Genomic DNA, 15266 nt, shown 5'->3' with positions numbered 1-15266 from the left:
TCGGAGGCCGGCTCGTGCATTCCAAGCACCTCCCACCCTCCATGCCGGTGTCACGAGCGTGTCACATGTCGGTACCTACGACGGTGGATTCGGGTGGTACCGCTTGGACGATTGACGCAGGTCAAGGTGGATGTAGTGGTTCCATGCGGACGTATCTGGTTGTCTCGCAACATACTTGTAAGCGAGCGGTCAACGGTTCAATCCCGTTAGGAGGCTCCACTGCTCCGATCCCGCTGCTGGGGTCGGAGTTTTGAGTCTGTGTGGAGGGTTTGCGAACACATACGCCCCTCGTGGGAATTCACGGCACCTGCAGGCGGTGCGGATTCCGACGAGGTGCGTGGATGGTCGGCTACGCCTGCCGTTACGGTCAGGACGTACGCGTGGTTGCCAGCCGTCGCTGAGCGATGGCGACCACCGCCACGACTGCAACTCCTACGGCGAACAATCCCAATGCAGTGGGCCATTCGTTGCCGACGGCCAGCAGTTCTCTGTTCTCGCCTTGCCACGGCCACAGTGCACGCAACGACCCCAACAGCAGGCCGGCAGCGGCGACCATCGCCAGATCGTGGTAGTTCGCCAGCAACCACTCAAGCACCCGAACGAAGCTGACCAACCCCACCAGAGCGCCCAGTGCGAAGACGGCCAGATACGTCAGGTTCCGCTCGTCGACGGCCGTGAGCGTCGGCGCATACAGGCCGATGACAAGCAGAAAGAACGACCCCGATACGCCTGGCAGGACGAGCGCACATATTGCGATCGTCGCGGCGAAGAAGACCAGAATCAACGACGGATTCGATGACTCGATCCCGGGTAACGACGTGAGAACGACGACCCCGACAGCGAGGACGACGAACAGAGCCACGGCAGACAGTCGGGATCGGGTGGTGGGGAAAGCGCCACGACTGACCTCCATGAAGGGGATCGCCACCGACATCGCGATCATGCCCATGAACAGTGCCTTGGAGTAGACGGGCTGATCCGTGACGAAAGCCGCCATGATCCCCGCCACCGAGAACACCATCAACAGCATGCCGACGCCGACCGTGACGAGCAGCCACCAATCGACCTGACGGACCTCGGCGCGCACGTCGGACCGTGTCACCACGGCCTTGGGGATGTCCGTCAGATGCTTCGCCGACGCGATTGCCCTGGTGTAGATGCCGGTGACCAGGGCGACCGTGCCGCCCGAGACCCCGGGAACCGTTTCCGCCAGACCGATCAGACCGCCGCGCACGACGTTGGCCGCCAATTCCGTCGCCGGCGGCCGCCCCCTGACAACTTCATCGAGTCCGGGTCGATCCTGCTCCTTGTCACCATGGCCGGAGGGCGTCTGCCGGTTCGTCGTCATGTCCGAATCGTCCCAAACGCTTCGACGCCACGCGACACCGGCTCGACAAGCGCGGGTACGACCCACTGCAAGCGAGCGGTCAACGGATCGATCCCGTGAGGAGGCTCCCCTCTCCGATCCTGTTGTTGCGCTCGCGGCACCCTGCAGCAGATCAGCTCCTCACTTTCGGATACCCGACGCCGATCGGAGTCGGGTTTACGAAACGGAGGAGCTGATTCGAGGCGGCCGAGCCCGCAGCGGCTGATTCGGTCCCGCGAGGAGGCTCTACAGAGCTGTCATGTCCATGTCATTCGTGATCGGATGTCCCAGTAACCTTCCGGGTCTTCCGCAAGTTTCAGATCGCTCGCCGTGATCAGTTCGCGGTCGATCGACAGCGCGGCGATGTTCTGCTCGAGTTGCGTCACAGTCGCCGCACCGGAGAGCACGACATCGGCCCACGGTTGCGCGAGTGCAATCGCCAGTGCGACTGCGTCACGACCGACCTCGGCGGAATCCGCGACCCTGGCGAGTGGGGAATTTTCTGCCACCAGTCGGCCGTTGGCCATCGCCTCTTTGACGACGACGAACCAGCCGGCCTCGTGTGCACGTTCCAGGGCGGGGCCGACGGACGGCTCGAGCGGGTTCCACGTCGACTGCACCGAGCTGAACACTCCGATGTCCAGCGCTGCCTGCACCACGTCGGCTTGATGCGGCCCGCTGGTGCTGATGCCGATTCGGGTGCCGCTGTCGGCAATGGCACGCAGATCGTCGAGCAGGGCAGTGTCGCTCAGAGCTGGACTGTCCGGGGTGACGCTGTGAATCAGGTAGTGGTCCGGCGCGCCGCCGACATCGCGCAGGGTCTGGGGCCACTGTTCGGCCAAGCGTGCAACCGAGTGCTCTTTGACCTCGTGTTCTGCGGCGCCCCGCTGGAAATCGGCGACGTAGGCGTAGCCCCATTTCGAGCCGATCGTAAGGTGCTCGCGCCGATTCGGATGCCGAGACAGCCAGCTGCCGAGGAAACGCTCGGCCAAGCCGTAGGACCGAGCGGCGTCGAAGTGTCGAACTCCGCTCTCCCACGCGGCGTCGAGTACCGAGTGGCACAGTTGTTCCAGGGCTGCCGGATCGAATCGGCCGTCCACAGCTTTCGAGTGCCCGATCGTCAGGTACTCGGGACGTCCGAGTGCGGCAAGGCCGAGGCCGAGTTGCGTCATGTCGTCAGTACTTTCGTTGTGTCCGTGCCGGAAACAGCCACCATATCCGTGATCGGACAGGGCCCACGTGGTCGATGCCAGATGTTGCGAGACGGCTGTATGCCGCTGAGACTGGAAGTCCAGGCCCAATCGGGTGTGCGCTTGTAGAACGACTACGAAGGAGAGAGCTGTTGACCGACTTTGCAGGTAAACCGTTGATCGGTGAGATTCGACTGGCACGTGTGCGTGCCGGATTGAGTTGGGCCGCTTTGGCAGAAGCCATCGACATGCCGGTGGCCTGGACGGTGTCGGCACTCTACGGACAGCATCCTCTGAGCGTTGCTCATGCCGATGTGCTCGCCGAGAAGCTCGGGATGCCCGAGGGCTCGTTGTTCGAGCTGACCCTCGCTCCTTATCGCGGATCACTCGACATCTCCTCGGACCCCACGGTCTACCGATTCCACGAGGCGTTGGAAGTGTACGGACCCGCGCTCAAGGAACTGATCGCCGAGGAATTCGGCGACGGCATCATGAGTGCCATCAACTTCACGATGAACATCGAGCGACGCCCACACGAGGACGGAGATCGCGTCGTGGTGACGTTCGACGGGAAGTTCCTCGACTATCGATGGACCGAATAGGCCGAAAATCTACAGCCAGGTGGCCGATTCGGAAGACGGGCCGGCCAATGCGCGTCGCATCCAGCCGTACACCCGCTCGTCGTTGAGCAACGTGAAGTGGTGCGCGCTGTTGATCGCCAGACCATCGTCCGGACGAAGTCCTATGTCGCGCAGTTTGTTCCGGCCGCCGGCGCTGTCGGTACGGACGAGGCCGTCGCCGACGAAGATCCCTACCGGGTGTCGAGGGTTTCCGGTGACGACCGCGGAGGCGTGATGATGCCGAACCCCCTCCGGAACCGAGATGTCCGCGGCTGCTCCGACGTCGAATCCGTCGGCATAGCTGGGATGTCCCTCTGCCTCGGTGATCGATCCGTGGACCAGGTCGCGGATTCCGGCGCTGCGACGCGCCAGGAGATTCGCGAACGGCCGGGTCTCGGGCGCGAGGGCCAGAGCTGCGACGGCGAGATGTACGCCGTGTGCGAGTGGCGCACCCAGATGTGGTGTCCCCAGGGTGAATACGTCCGTCAACAGGTCCACCCACCGGCGGCCGGTCTCGGCAGCGTGATGAGCTGCGCTGCGCGAGACCAGGCCTCCCATGGAATGGCCGACCAACGTGATCCGGTGCACCCTGACAGGCCATGCCGTCACGAGCTTTTCCAGTAGGTGCGACAGTTCGGCACCGTTCGCGGCGATGCGACGTCCGGTGTTGTAACGCAAGAAGATCGAGGTGGTGTCGGCTTCGGAATCCAGCCGCTCCCCGTACGTGGGCCGCCCACCGAGCCGCCACGCGGACTCGGTCTCGACGAGCCCGTGCAGGAACAGCACCAGGTGCGCTCCCGCGTCGGGGAACGCCGCAGCCAGAGCGCGGTACTTCGGGAGCACCGGGCGTCCGTCGACGCGTATCGACATCGGATGGGCGAGGACCCGGGCGGTCCGCTCCATGTCGTCGCCGATCAGGCCGTGCAGCACCGCGATGGTCTGGGCACCGAGGACAGTGTGCGACGGCGACGGGCGATGGTCGTCCTCTGCCGCTTCGTCGCCGTCGGTCACGGCACCGCCGGTCAAGGCGCCGGCAGCCTTGGCTGCGCCGCTGCACGCGGCCACGATGCTCGAGTAGGTGCCCGCGGCGATCGCGTCGTGCATCAGCTGTGTCGGTAGAACCGCGGGACCGACGCCGAGCCGCACGGCAGCGAAGGTTCGTCGCGCGATTGCCGAGTGAACTGCGCGAACACCACCCGCGGCCGACGCCAGTTCTCGAAGGGCGAGCTCGCCGAGTTCGCCCAGCTCCTGTGTGCGCTGAGTTTTCGTCCCCACCGTTTCCAGTGTACGTATGTCCACTGAAATGGGTCGTCAGTTCTCGAGGACACCACCCGGCCGCTGTGTAACTATTGTCCGATATTTCCCCTCGAACAGGAGAGAGTCGATGACGGTTGGACGACTTCCGCTGAAAGTGGCAACGATCGCGGCATTGACGGCTGCAGGGCTGTTCGTCGTGCCGGGGGTAGCGTCGGCCGCTCCTGCCTTCGATCCGAACAACGACGGTGCGGTCACGGTCGGTGAAGTGCTCGATGCACCGCTGTTCCCAGCGTCCCTGGCTCCGGGGTTCGACAGCAACGGTGACGGTGCACTCAGTATCGGCGAAGCGTTCGAGGGCAGAATCCCCACCAACCCCAAGCGGTGTCTGATGGTGGAAGATGGGTTCATCTGCCCGTGACCGGTTCAGTCTCGGCGACCGACCACCGGGTTCAGTTCCGAGGCCGCGACGCCACCGGGCTCCACGCCGGGTAAGAATTCGCGCCACGTGCCACTGATCAGTGTCGGCGATTCCACGACCCGAGCCCCGTCGGCGAAATAGGTGGTGGCCAGTGCTCGGCGCGGCTGTGTCGTGCGATTCGGCCCGGCGGTGTGGAAGCACAGCGCGGAGTGGAACGACACGTCGCCCACTTCGAATGGCTCCGATGCCACCGCGACGCCGCGCTCGACGAAGCGCTGGGCGACGGCCTCGTCGTACGACGTGCCGACCTTGTCGAACTCCAGGTCCGCGACCTCGTCGAGCACGCCTGCTCCGCGCGCGAACGACAGCGGACCCATGCGGCCGGGGATGGCCGACATCGGCATCCACGCGGTGACCGCCTGGACGGTCTGCAGTGGGAAATGCTCCGCGTCGTGATGCCAGGGCGTGCGTCCACAGCCGGGCTCCTTGGACAGCGCGTTGTCGTGGTAGAGCCGCACGGCCGGCTCGCCCAACAGCGCCGTGGCCAGCCCTCCGATCCGGGGCGACAGCGCCACCGCGCGCATCAGGTCGTCGTGCAACCACATCTGCTCGAGCGCGGTGAATCGGCCGGACACGTTCTCGCCGTGCTCGGCGCGTAGTAGCTCCTCGAGGCGTTCGGCGAGGCGTCGGACAACGGCAGGCGACAGCACCGCGGGTAGCCGGACGAAGGCATCGCGAGTGAAGGCTTCGACCGCAGCAGGGGAGAGGTCGTACGGCTCGGCAAGCTCACGCTCGACTTGCTCGTCCGTGGCCGCGTCGACGTCGGGTAGGCCGGGCCCGTCGACCAATTCGGCGGGTGCGGTGTCGTTGGCGGCCAGCGTGACGTACCAGTCCCACCAGTCCTGATCGTTGCCGGCCCAGTCCTGATCGATGCCGCCGTCGCGGTTCTGCTCGGGGAGCCGTTCGTTGGTCGACGGGTTCACAGCCACAGCAGCGCCGCCTCGTGGGAGAAGGTGTAGGAACCGGACTTGTCGCGGCAGGAGGCGAGGTAGTCGCCCAGCACCGGTGCGGCCTCCATCTCGTCGAGCGACACGGAGTCGTCGAAGGCGCAGCGCTGCAGAAAGCCTTCGGCGACAGCGCGATCCGATGTTCCGGTGGTGTACGTGACGCGCTGGTCGCGCACGTCCGCGCCCGCTCGAATCAGTGCGTCGCGCACCTGCTCGGCCGTCGTGTACGGCGTTGCTTCGCGCACGCCGGCGCGGAAGGCGTCGTAGAACGCAAGGTAGTGGGAGGACGCCGTGGCCTGCGCGACCAGGCCGAGGCCGCCGGGGGCCAGTGCAGCGACGAACCGTTCGGCCGCGCTGTCCAACTCGGCCGGCGGGAGGGCGTACAGCGCGTGGGTGGCCCACACGATGTCGTACCCGCTCCGATCGGCGGGTAGGTCCTGCAGGGTCATCACCAAGTCGTCCCGAGGCACGAACGGAGCACCGAGCGCACCACGCGCCTCGGCCACCGAGAACGCAGACGGGTCGAGCAGGTCGTAGGCCAGCTCGGGCACCGCCGACAGATCGGTGTAGCGGCGCAGTGCAGTGGGGAACTTGCCACTGCCGCAGGCCACGTCGAGCAGCGACCAGCCCTCGTGCGCGTGCTCGGCGAGCAGGGCGGGCCAATCGGCTGCCAATGCGAGCTGGTGGTAGTCCTCGGTGGCCAGGGCGTAGAACGCTTCCATGCCCCTGCGTCCGGCCTCGCTCCAGTGCTCGAGACTGCGATCGGCTGTATCTCCGCTGCTCACGCGATTCCTCCTAGGAAGCCGACCTCGATGCACCGGATGGGGCGTCGTGGTTGACTCGGTCCAATGTCCAACATAGCTCCGACTTCGTCGACCGACACCGCGGCCGTGCTCCTCGACGGGTTGCGGGCGGCGCGGCGTGGCGCGGCGGCCCTCGCCGGTCTCGACCCCGGCTCCTACGCTCGCGGGCATGCCGCCTTCGAGTTCCTCTCCGACCAGCGCGGCCTCATCGCCGAGCACCTGTCCGGGCGGCTGGCCAGGGTGGGGGATGGGCCGATCTCGGTGCTGTCGGTGGGCTGCGGTGACGGTTCGCTGGACGTCCGCCTCGCCGCGGGGCTGATGCAGCAGGTGCCCGGCCGACCGGTGCGATACGTCGGCATCGACCCCTGGCCCGGGAGCGCGACGTTGTTCGCCGCCAAGATGGCCGCCCTGACGGCCGACGAGCTCGACGCCGACGCGTACGTCGCGTCGTTCGACGACGTCCCGGTGGACGAGACTTTCGACGTCGTGATGTTCGTGCACTCGATGTACTACGTCGCCGACGTGGGGGCAACCCTGCGCGGCGCGCTCGACCTGCTGCGACCCGGCGGCGAACTGTGGGTGGCCGTTGCACCGTCGGCCGCGCTCAACGCTCTGGTCGGTGTGCTCGCCCCGCCGCTGCAGGGCCACCGGCAGTGGTTCAGCGCCGACGTCGACAAAGCGTTCGTGGACAACGGGATTGCTCTCGACGACTCGGTCACTCTGGACGCGATGGTCGACCTCTCCACCGCGACCGACGAGGTGCTGGACTTCGCGGTGCAGGCCCGGCTGACGCCAGAGTTGCACGGCCCTGTGCGGGCCTACCTCGACGCGGTCTCGGTGCCCGGTGCCGATGGCAGGCCTCGGGTGCCGCACCCGGTCGACGTGTTCGCCGCGACCCGTCGTTGAGAGATCGTCGCCGCGAATCAGCTCCCCGGATTTGGATATCCGACGCCGATCGGAGGCACATATCCTTAACTGGGGAGCCGATCCTCGGGGTGTCGACGACAGGCAGCGTCACTCGCCGGGGAAGCCTCCGGCCCGTCCGAGTAGGGCCGGCACCTCTTTGCCCAGTGCACTCCCGAGCCACGCCGCGGCATCGACCAGAACCTGTTGGTGCACGCCGGTTTCGACTCCGGATCGATCGAGTGCATAGATCAGGTCCTCGGACGCTATGTTGCCCGTTGCCGCGGGGGCGAACGGGCAACCCCCGAAGCCGCCGATACTGGCATCCAGCGCTCGCGCACCCGTCTCGAGAGCAGTCAACGCATTGGCGTAGCCCGTGTTCCGCGTGTTGTGGAAGTGCCAGCGCTGTGGGATTCCCGGTGCTCGTGTACTCGCAATGTCGGCCAACACGCGGACCTGTGCCGGCACGCCGACGCCGATGGTGTCCGCCAAGGCGATTTCCGACGGTCGGTCGTCGGAGAACTGCGCGAGAATCTCGCCCACGTAACGAGGATCGACTTCTCCGCTGAACGGACAACCGAACGCCGCCGCGATGGTGACGGTGGTGGCCAAGCCCGCGGATCCGGCGTCCCGAATGACATCGCGCGCAGTCGACACTGCTTCTGCGACAGAGCAATTCTGATTTCGCCGGCTGAACTCCTCGGATGCGACGACCACCACGTTGACCTCGTCCACGCGTGCGTCGATCGCTCTGTCGAGTCCGCGGCGATTCAACACGAGGCCGATGTAGGACACGTCGTCGCGTCGTTCGATCCCGGCCATCACATCCTCGGCCCCGGCCATCTGTGGCACCCGGCGAGGGTTCACGAAGCTGACCGCTTCGATTCGCTTGGCTCCCGCTGCAACGCTTCGGGCGATCAACTCGATCTTCTGATCCACCGACAATGCAGTCTTCTCGTTCTGCAATCCATCACGCGGGCCCACCTCGACAAGTTGCACAGACGTCATCCCCCGATCCTTCTCCCCGCTCTTGTTGTATGCAACACCTGTGTTTCTTTCGGGGAAAATTTGCGATTCTCGTGGACAGGAGGTGGGGATGGTCCTAAGTTGTGAACAACCAGCCCATCTTCGATCGGAGGCCTTCAGTGGCCAGAGCCGTGGATCGTGTGTATTCCCACCTCCGGGAGGGGATCATTGCGGGCACGTACGCGCCCGGTGCCAGGCTGGGTGAGGTCGATATCGCCGAGCTGACCGAGACCAGTCGGACGCCCGTTCGTGAGGCCCTGCGGCAGCTGGAGATGGAAGGGCTCGTCGAGGTGGTTCCGCATCGCGGAGCCCGTGTGTACACCTGGACGGCAGACGATCTCGAGGAGATCTACGACCTGCGTATGACGCTGGAGGCCATGGCTGCCGCTCGCGCTGCTCGTCGTATCGAGGAGAAAGACCTCGACCGGCTGAGCGAACTCTGCGATCTCATGGAATCGTCGGCGGCCGGAGACGCCGGCCAGAGGCTCGACCTGATGGCGCAGTTGAACGACGAGTTCCATGCCATCGTGCGTACCGCCGCCGCCAGCACGCGCCTGCTGACGATGTTGAGCGCGGTCATCCAACTCCCCCTCGTGATGCGCACCTTTCACCGCTACTCGCCTGCCGATCTCTCCCGCAGCCACGCACACCATCGAGATCTGGTGGCCGCGTTGAGAAGCGGAGACGAGATCTGGGCCGACTCGGTCATGCGGGCGCACGTCCGCGCAGCGAAACACGTTCTACTGCAATCTCTCACGCCCGACGAAGCCAAGGAGTCCGAATGAGCGAGGCCGCAACAGGGCCGTTGTCCGACCTACGAGTAGTCGAGATGGGTCAGTTGTTGGCAGGACCGTTCTGCGGACAACTCCTCGCAGATTTCGGAGCCGAGGTGATCAAGCTGGAGCCGCCGGGCAAGGGTGACCCGATGCGGCAATGGGGTCGGGAAAAACCCCACGGCAAGTCGCTGTGGTGGCCGGTGGTGGCGCGGAACAAGAAGTCGGTGACATGCAACCTCCGCACCGACGAAGGACAAGCGTTGGCGCGCAACATCATCGGTAAGTCGGACATCGTCGTCGAGAACTTTCGCCCCGGCACTCTCGAGCGATGGGGGCTAGGGTACGAGGATCTGCGCACACTGGACCCACGCCTGATCATGGCCAGAGTCACCGGCTACGGCCAGGACGGACCCTACTCTCCCCGCGCCGGGTTCGGCTCGATCGGTGAGGCGATGGGCGGAATCAGATACGTGACGGGTAATCCGGATCTGCCACCCTCTCGGGCCGGAATCTCGCTCGGCGACTCCCTGGCCGCGGTGTTCGCGACGATCGGCGTCCTCACGGCCGTGCACCACAGGGAGCGAACGGGGCGTGGGCAACTGGTGGATTCGGCGATCTACGAGGCCGTGCTCGCGATGATGGAATCATTGCTCCCGGAATACGAGATCGGCGGCTACCAGCGCGAACGCACCGGATCGGTGCTGCCGAACATCGCGCCGAGCAACGTCTACCCCACGAAGGGTGGCGAGATGATTCTGGTTGCCGCGAACCAGGATTCGGTGTACGCCCGTTTGGTCACCGCCATGGGGCGGGCCGATCTCGTATCCGATCCCCGGTACATCGACCACGCGTCGCGCGGGGTGAACATGGCCGAACTGGACGACGTCATCTCGGCATGGACCGCAGATCTGGGAACCGACGAGGTTCTCGACATCCTTCACGAGGCCGGTGTTCCCGCCGGCCGCATCTACACCGCTCGCGACATGTTCGACGATCCGCATTTCGCGGCCCGCGACGCCATCGTGCGCCTGGCCCATCCCGATTTCGGCGAAATCCCGATGGCAGGGGTTGTGCCCAAGCTCAGCGACAGCCCCGGAGCCGTCCGGCATGCAGGACCAGAACTGGGAGAACATAACTCGGACATCTATGGATCGCTCCTCGGTCTCACCGAGGCCGAACGGGCTGCGCTCGTCGACCGCGGCATCATCTGAGCTCGACCGCATCGTCCTCACTCACCGCACCGCACACCACCGGAGATCATCATGCGCTATCGACTCGGAGTCGACGTCGGCGGAACTTTCACCGACGTTCTGCTTCTCGAAGAAACGACCGGTACCACCTACAGAGCCAAGACTCCGTCGACGCCGGCCGATCAGTCCGTCGGGGTGTTGAACGGCATCGACAAAGTGTGTTCGAAGGCCGGCATCGAACCGTCGGAGATCGATCAGGTGCTCCACGGCACCACGGTGGCGACCAACGCCATCCTGCAAGGCCGGGGAGCGCGCGTCGGACTCGTCACCACGGACGGGTTCAGGCAGGTCCTGCAGATCGCCAGATCGTACGTACCGGGAGGGTTGGCGGGCTGGATCATCTGGCCGAAGCCCGAACCGCTTGCAGCGCTGGAGAACACCGTCGAGGTCGTGGGTCGTCTGGCGGCGGACGGCTCCGAGGTGACGGCGCTCGACGAGAACCAAGCTCGGGGGCAATTACGTCGCCTCGCCGGTGCCGGCATCGAAGCGCTGACGATCTCGCTCATCAACTCCTATGCGAACGACGCACACGAGAAGAAGATCGCCGAGTGGGCTGCCGACGAGCTCCCGGGCATTCCGATCTCCATCTCCAGTCAGGTCCTGCCCGAGATGCGGGAGTACGAGCGGACCCTGACCACCGTGGCCAACAGCTACGTTCAGCCCGAGGTGTCGCGTTACGTACGCAATCTCGACAACTCGTTGCAGGACAGGGGGATCGAGGCTCCGCTGTCGATCCTACGAAGTGACGGCGGACTGGTGCAGTCGGCGAAGGCATCGGAGGCGCCGGTGTCGTTGCTGCTCTCCGGCCCGGCCGGCGGCGTCACCGGGGCCGTGTGGTTCGCCGAGCAAGCCGGTTTCTCCGACTTTCTCACCTTCGACATGGGCGGGACGTCCACAGACGTCGCCCTCGTGCTCGGTGGGCAACCACGTATCGGCCGTGAGACCAAGGTCGGCGACCTCGCCGTCCGCGCGACGAGCGTGGACGTGCGAACGGTCGGTGCCGGTGGCGGTTCCATCGCGCACGTGCCCGAGTTGACGCGCGCATTGAGGGTCGGGCCGCAATCGGCCGGGGCCGACCCCGGGCCTGCCGCCTACGGAAAAGGCGGAACCGACCCGACGGTGACCGACGCGAACGTCGTTCTCGGTTACCTCCCGGCCTCCTTGGCGGGCGGGGAGGTGGATCTCGACGCCGACGCGAGTCGCACCGCGGTGGCGACGATCGCCGAGGCCATCGGCTTGGCCGGTCCGGAGGAAGCCGCATCCGGAATTGTCGACATCGTCAACGAGAACATGTTCGGCGCACTGCGATTGGTCAGTGTGCAGCAGGGCTACGACCCTCGCGATTTCGCACTCGTCTCGTTCGGCGGTGCCGGGCCGCTGCACGCCAACGCGCTGGGTCGACTGACCGGGTCGTGGCCGGTGATCGTCCCGCCGTCGCCCGGGGTCCTCTGCGCGTACGGCGACGCCACGACGTGTCTTCGGGACGAGGCTGCGCGCACCATGGTTCGTGCCTTCTCCGACATCGACGACGCCGAGTTGCGCACAGCTCTTGCCGAATTGGCCGATGCGGCGTCGGAAAGGCTCTCGTCCGAGGGCGTGCCAGCAGACCAGCAGACCGCTACCTATCAGGTGGACCTGCGCTATCAGGGTCAGGGTTTCGAGATTCCCGTCGACCTCGACGCGTCCGCCCTCGATTCGGGGGAGCTGTTGTCCACTCTCGGCTCTGCCTTCGACGCCGAACACCAGCGACTGTTCTCGTTCCTGCTCAAGAACGAACGCGAGGTCATCAACCTCCGAGTCACGGTCAGTGGTCCACGCCCCGAGGTGGCGTTCCAGCCGTTGGAGGACGGTGGCGACGATCCATCCGCGGCGCTGATCACCACGAACGACGTCTGGATGGACGGGCAGTACGCAGAGGCAGGCATCTACGACCGCTCGAAACTGTTGGCAGGCAACGTCGTGACGGGTCCGGCAGTGATCACGGAGATGGACTCCACCACGCTGGTGCTGTCCGGACACACGGCCACGGTCCACCGCAGTGCATGCCTTCTCATCAACCCCGTCGGCACCGACGACACCCATCGCACCACTCGACTGCAGGAGAGCTGATGGCCACCATCATCGAGACCTCGAAGACCCCGTTCACCACGGTTCCCGTCGACCCGATCACGCTCGACATCATCGAGAACGCCCTGCGAAACGCCCGCGCCGAGATGGACGAGGTCCTCTTCAGGACGGCACTGTCGCCGGGTATCCGCGAACAGCACGACGAATTTCCCCTCATCGCCGATCCGAGCGGCAAAATGGTGGTCGGGCAGTTCGGCCTGTCCGTTCCTGACTTCCTTGACAACTTCTCCGGCACCGTCGGCGAGGGCGACATCCTGCTCACCTCCGATCCTTACGCGTGTGGTGCTGCCATCAGTCACGCCAACGACTGGCTGATCGTGTTGCCCATCTTCCACAGCGGACGGGTCGTCGGTTGGTCGTCGATGTTCGGGCACATGGCCGACGTCGGGGGTAAGACGCCGTCGTCCATGCCGACCGATGCACACACCATCTTCGAGGAGGGCGTCGTCATCCCGCCCTTCAAGCTCTACAGCGCAGGCGAATTGAACGAGACCGCCCTGGACATCATTCTCAACCAGGTGCGCAAGCCGGACTGGAACCGAGCAGACCTGAACGGACTGGTCGCAGCGTGCACCACCGCGTCGCGGCGCATCGTCGAACTCTGCGACCGGTTCGGCGTCGACGTGTATCTGTCGGCGCTCGACGCGTTGCTCGACAGGAACTATCAGGCCATGAAGGTGCTGCTCGCGATGCTGTTCGTCGACGGCGAGACCATCGAGTTCAGCGACTTCATCTGCGATGACGGATGTGGTTACGGCCCTTACGAACTGACCATCGAGCTGACCCGGCACGGGGAGAAGATCCACCTCGACTTCAGCAAGGCGGCACCGCAGGCCGTCGGGCCGATCAACTACTTCATCAACGAGAATCTCGTACGCATGTTCTTCGGCATCTACGTCATCACCGTGGCCGACCCGCAGATTCTGTGGAACGACGGCTTCTATCCGTTGATCGACGTGACCATTCCCGAGGACTCGTTCTGGAAGCCGCGCTATCCGGCTGCACTCAACGGCCGCAACCACGGAATCGGCCGTGTCTTCGACCTTTTCGGTGGGCTGCTGGGTAAGAACAACCCCGAGATTCTCAACGCCGCAGGCTTCTCGTCGTCGCCGCACTTCATGTACTCCGGTCACTACGACGGGGGCGCGCGGGACGGGGAGTGGTTCCAGCTGTACTCGATCGGATTCGGAGGTATCCCCGGTCGTCCGATGGGAGACGGGCCGGACGGTCACTCGCTGTGGCCGTCGTTCGTCAACATCCCCTGCGAGTACCTCGAGTCCTACTATCCGTTGCGTATCGAGCGGTGGGAGACCGTCACCGACACCGGCGGTGCCGGGCTTCATCGCGGCGGCAACGGCGTCGACGTGGCGTACTACTTCGAGGAGCCGGGCACCATCGCCATTCACGACGACAGGTGGCTCACGTATCCGTGGGGTGTCAACGGCGGTAAACCCGGTGCGCGAGGGAAGAAGTGGATCGTCCGAGCGTCGGGTGAGGTCGAGGTGTTGGCCAGCAAGATCCACGAGGTACCGGTGGGACGAGGCGACGTGCTGCACTTCGTCACGTGGGGCGGCGGCGGTTGGGGCGACCCGCTGAAGCGGGATCCCGAACTGGTCGGTCTCGAAGTTCGGCGGGGTCTGGTGAGTACCGAGGGTGCCCGCATCGGCTACGGAATCGTCTGCGATGCCGACGGTGTCGTCGATTCGTCCGCCTCCGAGGCCGCGCGCAGTGAGATGTCTGCTGCGCGCGGGGAGATCGCAGTGTTCGACAAGGGGCCGTCGATCGAGAAGATCCTCGAGCGGTGCGAGGCCGAAACCGGATTGCCCGCCCCGCGTCCGCCGGTGAACGTCCGTAAGGCAGTGCGCGCGTGAGCGATACGCTCGGGTCGTACCGGGAGTCGGGATTTGCCGGTGAGCTGGGCCCCGGCCGTAACCCGGCGGTTCTGGTGGTCGACATCGTCGCGGCCTACCTGGTGGATGGCTCGCCCCTGCGTGCCCCGGTGGAAGCGGCAGTAGAGGCTGCGGCACAGCTGGTTTCGGTCGCACGATCAGCCGGTGTTCCGGTTGTGTTCACCCGGGTCAGCTATCAGCCCGGCGGAACCGACGGCGGGCTCTTCACGACGAAGATTCCGGCTCTGACGGTCTTCGAGGAGGGCTCGGAACTGGGCGAATTTCCCGTCGACCCCCGTCCGATCGTTGGCGAGACCGTGGTGACCAAGCAGTATGCGAGTGCGTTCTTCGGTACCTCTCTGGCGGCCACTCTCACCGCCCGCGGCATCGACACGCTGTACATCTGTGGGTTGACCACCAGCGGCTGCATCCGTGCAAGCGCGACCGACGCACTGCAGCACGGTTTCCGTCCTCTGGTGGTGGCAGATGCGTGTGGTGATCGGGAGCCGGGCATGCACGAGTCGAACCTGCTCGACCTGCAGGCCAAATATGCGGACGTCATCGATCTCGCGCAAGCAATCGGCCAGTTCGGGTCGTCTTCTGGGTGACGGCTGTTCGAGCCACAGATGAAGAT

General features: G+C 65.3%; 14 protein-coding genes. 8 read left to right on the top strand and 6 right to left on the bottom strand.

What is annotated here, in order from left to right:
- Positions 1 to 367 precede the first annotated feature (367 nt).
- The gene (locus CH283_RS18285; RefSeq protein ID WP_094638224.1) at positions 368 to 1348 is read right to left on the bottom strand and encodes a DUF368 domain-containing protein; all 981 of its coding nucleotides are present in this window, start codon (positions 1346 to 1348) and stop codon (positions 368 to 370) included.
- 275 nt (positions 1349 to 1623) lie between these two features.
- On the bottom strand, positions 1624 to 2538 hold the full coding sequence (locus CH283_RS18280; protein ID WP_094638223.1) for an aldo/keto reductase: 915 nt from the start codon (positions 2536 to 2538) through the stop codon (positions 1624 to 1626).
- Between the two features lie 170 nt (positions 2539 to 2708).
- On the opposite strand from CH283_RS18280, the gene cynS reads away from it, so the two are divergent.
- Positions 2709 to 3158 carry a cyanase gene (gene cynS, locus CH283_RS18275; protein ID WP_094638222.1) on the top strand — a complete coding sequence of 150 codons (450 nt, stop codon included), beginning with the start codon at positions 2709 to 2711 and terminating at the stop codon, positions 3156 to 3158.
- Between the two features lie 9 nt (positions 3159 to 3167).
- On the opposite strand, the gene CH283_RS18270 is transcribed toward cynS, so the two are convergent.
- Positions 3168 to 4451 carry an esterase/lipase family protein gene (locus CH283_RS18270; RefSeq protein WP_141215263.1) on the bottom strand — a complete coding sequence of 428 codons (1284 nt, stop codon included), beginning with the start codon at positions 4449 to 4451 and terminating at the stop codon, positions 3168 to 3170.
- Between the two features lie 109 nt (positions 4452 to 4560).
- Here CH283_RS18270 and CH283_RS18265 point away from each other — a divergent pair, with 109 nt between their 5' ends.
- Positions 4561 to 4851 carry a hypothetical protein gene (locus CH283_RS18265; protein WP_094638220.1) on the top strand — a complete coding sequence of 97 codons (291 nt, stop codon included), beginning with the start codon at positions 4561 to 4563 and terminating at the stop codon, positions 4849 to 4851.
- Positions 4852 to 4856: 5 nt separating this feature from the next.
- Here the strand turns inward: CH283_RS18265 and CH283_RS18260 are convergent, their stop codons facing one another.
- Positions 4857 to 5840 carry a phytanoyl-CoA dioxygenase family protein gene (locus CH283_RS18260; RefSeq protein WP_094638219.1) on the bottom strand — a complete coding sequence of 328 codons (984 nt, stop codon included), beginning with the start codon at positions 5838 to 5840 and terminating at the stop codon, positions 4857 to 4859.
- Positions 5831 to 6643, bottom strand: a complete 813-nt coding sequence (locus tag CH283_RS28045; protein ID WP_176460313.1) for a class I SAM-dependent methyltransferase — start codon at positions 6641 to 6643, stop codon at positions 5831 to 5833. Before CH283_RS28045 ends, CH283_RS18260 begins: the two co-directional genes overlap by 10 nt.
- 63 nt (positions 6644 to 6706) lie before the next feature.
- Here CH283_RS28045 and CH283_RS28040 point away from each other — a divergent pair, with 63 nt between their 5' ends.
- Complete coding sequence (locus CH283_RS28040) at positions 6707 to 7567, top strand: class I SAM-dependent methyltransferase (protein WP_141215262.1); 861 nt, start codon at positions 6707 to 6709, stop codon at positions 7565 to 7567.
- Between the two features lie 108 nt (positions 7568 to 7675).
- Here CH283_RS28040 and CH283_RS18250 read toward each other — a convergent pair whose 3' ends face one another.
- A complete protein-coding gene (locus CH283_RS18250; RefSeq protein ID WP_094638217.1) occupies positions 7676 to 8572 on the bottom strand; it encodes a hydroxymethylglutaryl-CoA lyase in 897 nt (298 codons plus the stop codon).
- 137 nt (positions 8573 to 8709) lie between these two features.
- On the opposite strand from CH283_RS18250, the gene CH283_RS18245 reads away from it, so the two are divergent.
- The 5 genes from CH283_RS18245 to CH283_RS18225 are packed head-to-tail and all read left to right on the top strand — an operon-like array spanning position 8710 to position 15240.
- Positions 8710 to 9375 carry a GntR family transcriptional regulator gene (locus tag CH283_RS18245; protein ID WP_068056015.1) on the top strand — a complete coding sequence of 222 codons (666 nt, stop codon included), beginning with the start codon at positions 8710 to 8712 and terminating at the stop codon, positions 9373 to 9375.
- Positions 9372 to 10577, top strand: a complete 1206-nt coding sequence (locus tag CH283_RS18240; RefSeq protein ID WP_094638216.1) for a CaiB/BaiF CoA transferase family protein — start codon at positions 9372 to 9374, stop codon at positions 10575 to 10577. The genes CH283_RS18245 and CH283_RS18240 overlap by 4 nt, the downstream gene beginning before the upstream one ends.
- A 51-nt stretch (positions 10578 to 10628) precedes the next feature.
- The gene (locus tag CH283_RS18235) at positions 10629 to 12725 is read left to right on the top strand and encodes a hydantoinase/oxoprolinase family protein (protein WP_094638215.1); all 2097 of its coding nucleotides are present in this window, start codon (positions 10629 to 10631) and stop codon (positions 12723 to 12725) included.
- Complete coding sequence (locus CH283_RS18230; RefSeq protein WP_068056026.1) at positions 12725 to 14614, top strand: hydantoinase B/oxoprolinase family protein; 1890 nt, start codon at positions 12725 to 12727, stop codon at positions 14612 to 14614. The genes CH283_RS18235 and CH283_RS18230 overlap by 1 nt, the downstream gene beginning before the upstream one ends.
- Complete coding sequence (locus tag CH283_RS18225; RefSeq protein ID WP_094638214.1) at positions 14611 to 15240, top strand: isochorismatase family protein; 630 nt, start codon at positions 14611 to 14613, stop codon at positions 15238 to 15240. Before CH283_RS18230 ends, CH283_RS18225 begins: the two co-directional genes overlap by 4 nt.
- The last annotated feature ends 26 nt before the right edge of the window (positions 15241 to 15266 follow it).

Origin of the sequence: Rhodococcus sp. 05-2254-2 (assembly GCF_002259095.1) — a bacterium.
Taxonomy (GTDB): Bacteria; Actinomycetota; Actinomycetes; order Mycobacteriales; family Mycobacteriaceae; genus Rhodococcoides.
This window is presented reverse-complemented; position numbering and strand designations above follow the sequence as displayed.

Coding starts and splice junctions, on each gene's coding strand:
- CH283_RS18285 (WP_094638224.1), bottom strand. CDS start 1,348: ATGACGACGAACCGGCAGACGCCCTCCGGCCATGGTGACAAGGAGCAG.
- CH283_RS18280 (WP_094638223.1), bottom strand. CDS start 2,538: ATGACGCAACTCGGCCTCGGCCTTGCCGCACTCGGACGTCCCGAGTAC.
- CH283_RS18240 (WP_094638216.1), top strand. CDS start 9,372: ATGAGCGAGGCCGCAACAGGGCCGTTGTCCGACCTACGAGTAGTCGAG.
- CH283_RS18250 (WP_094638217.1), bottom strand. CDS start 8,572: ATGACGTCTGTGCAACTTGTCGAGGTGGGCCCGCGTGATGGATTGCAG.
- CH283_RS18235 (WP_094638215.1), top strand. CDS start 10,629: ATGCGCTATCGACTCGGAGTCGACGTCGGCGGAACTTTCACCGACGTT.
- CH283_RS18230 (WP_068056026.1), top strand. CDS start 12,725: ATGGCCACCATCATCGAGACCTCGAAGACCCCGTTCACCACGGTTCCC.
- CH283_RS28040 (WP_141215262.1), top strand. CDS start 6,707: ATGTCCAACATAGCTCCGACTTCGTCGACCGACACCGCGGCCGTGCTC.
- CH283_RS18265 (WP_094638220.1), top strand. CDS start 4,561: ATGACGGTTGGACGACTTCCGCTGAAAGTGGCAACGATCGCGGCATTG.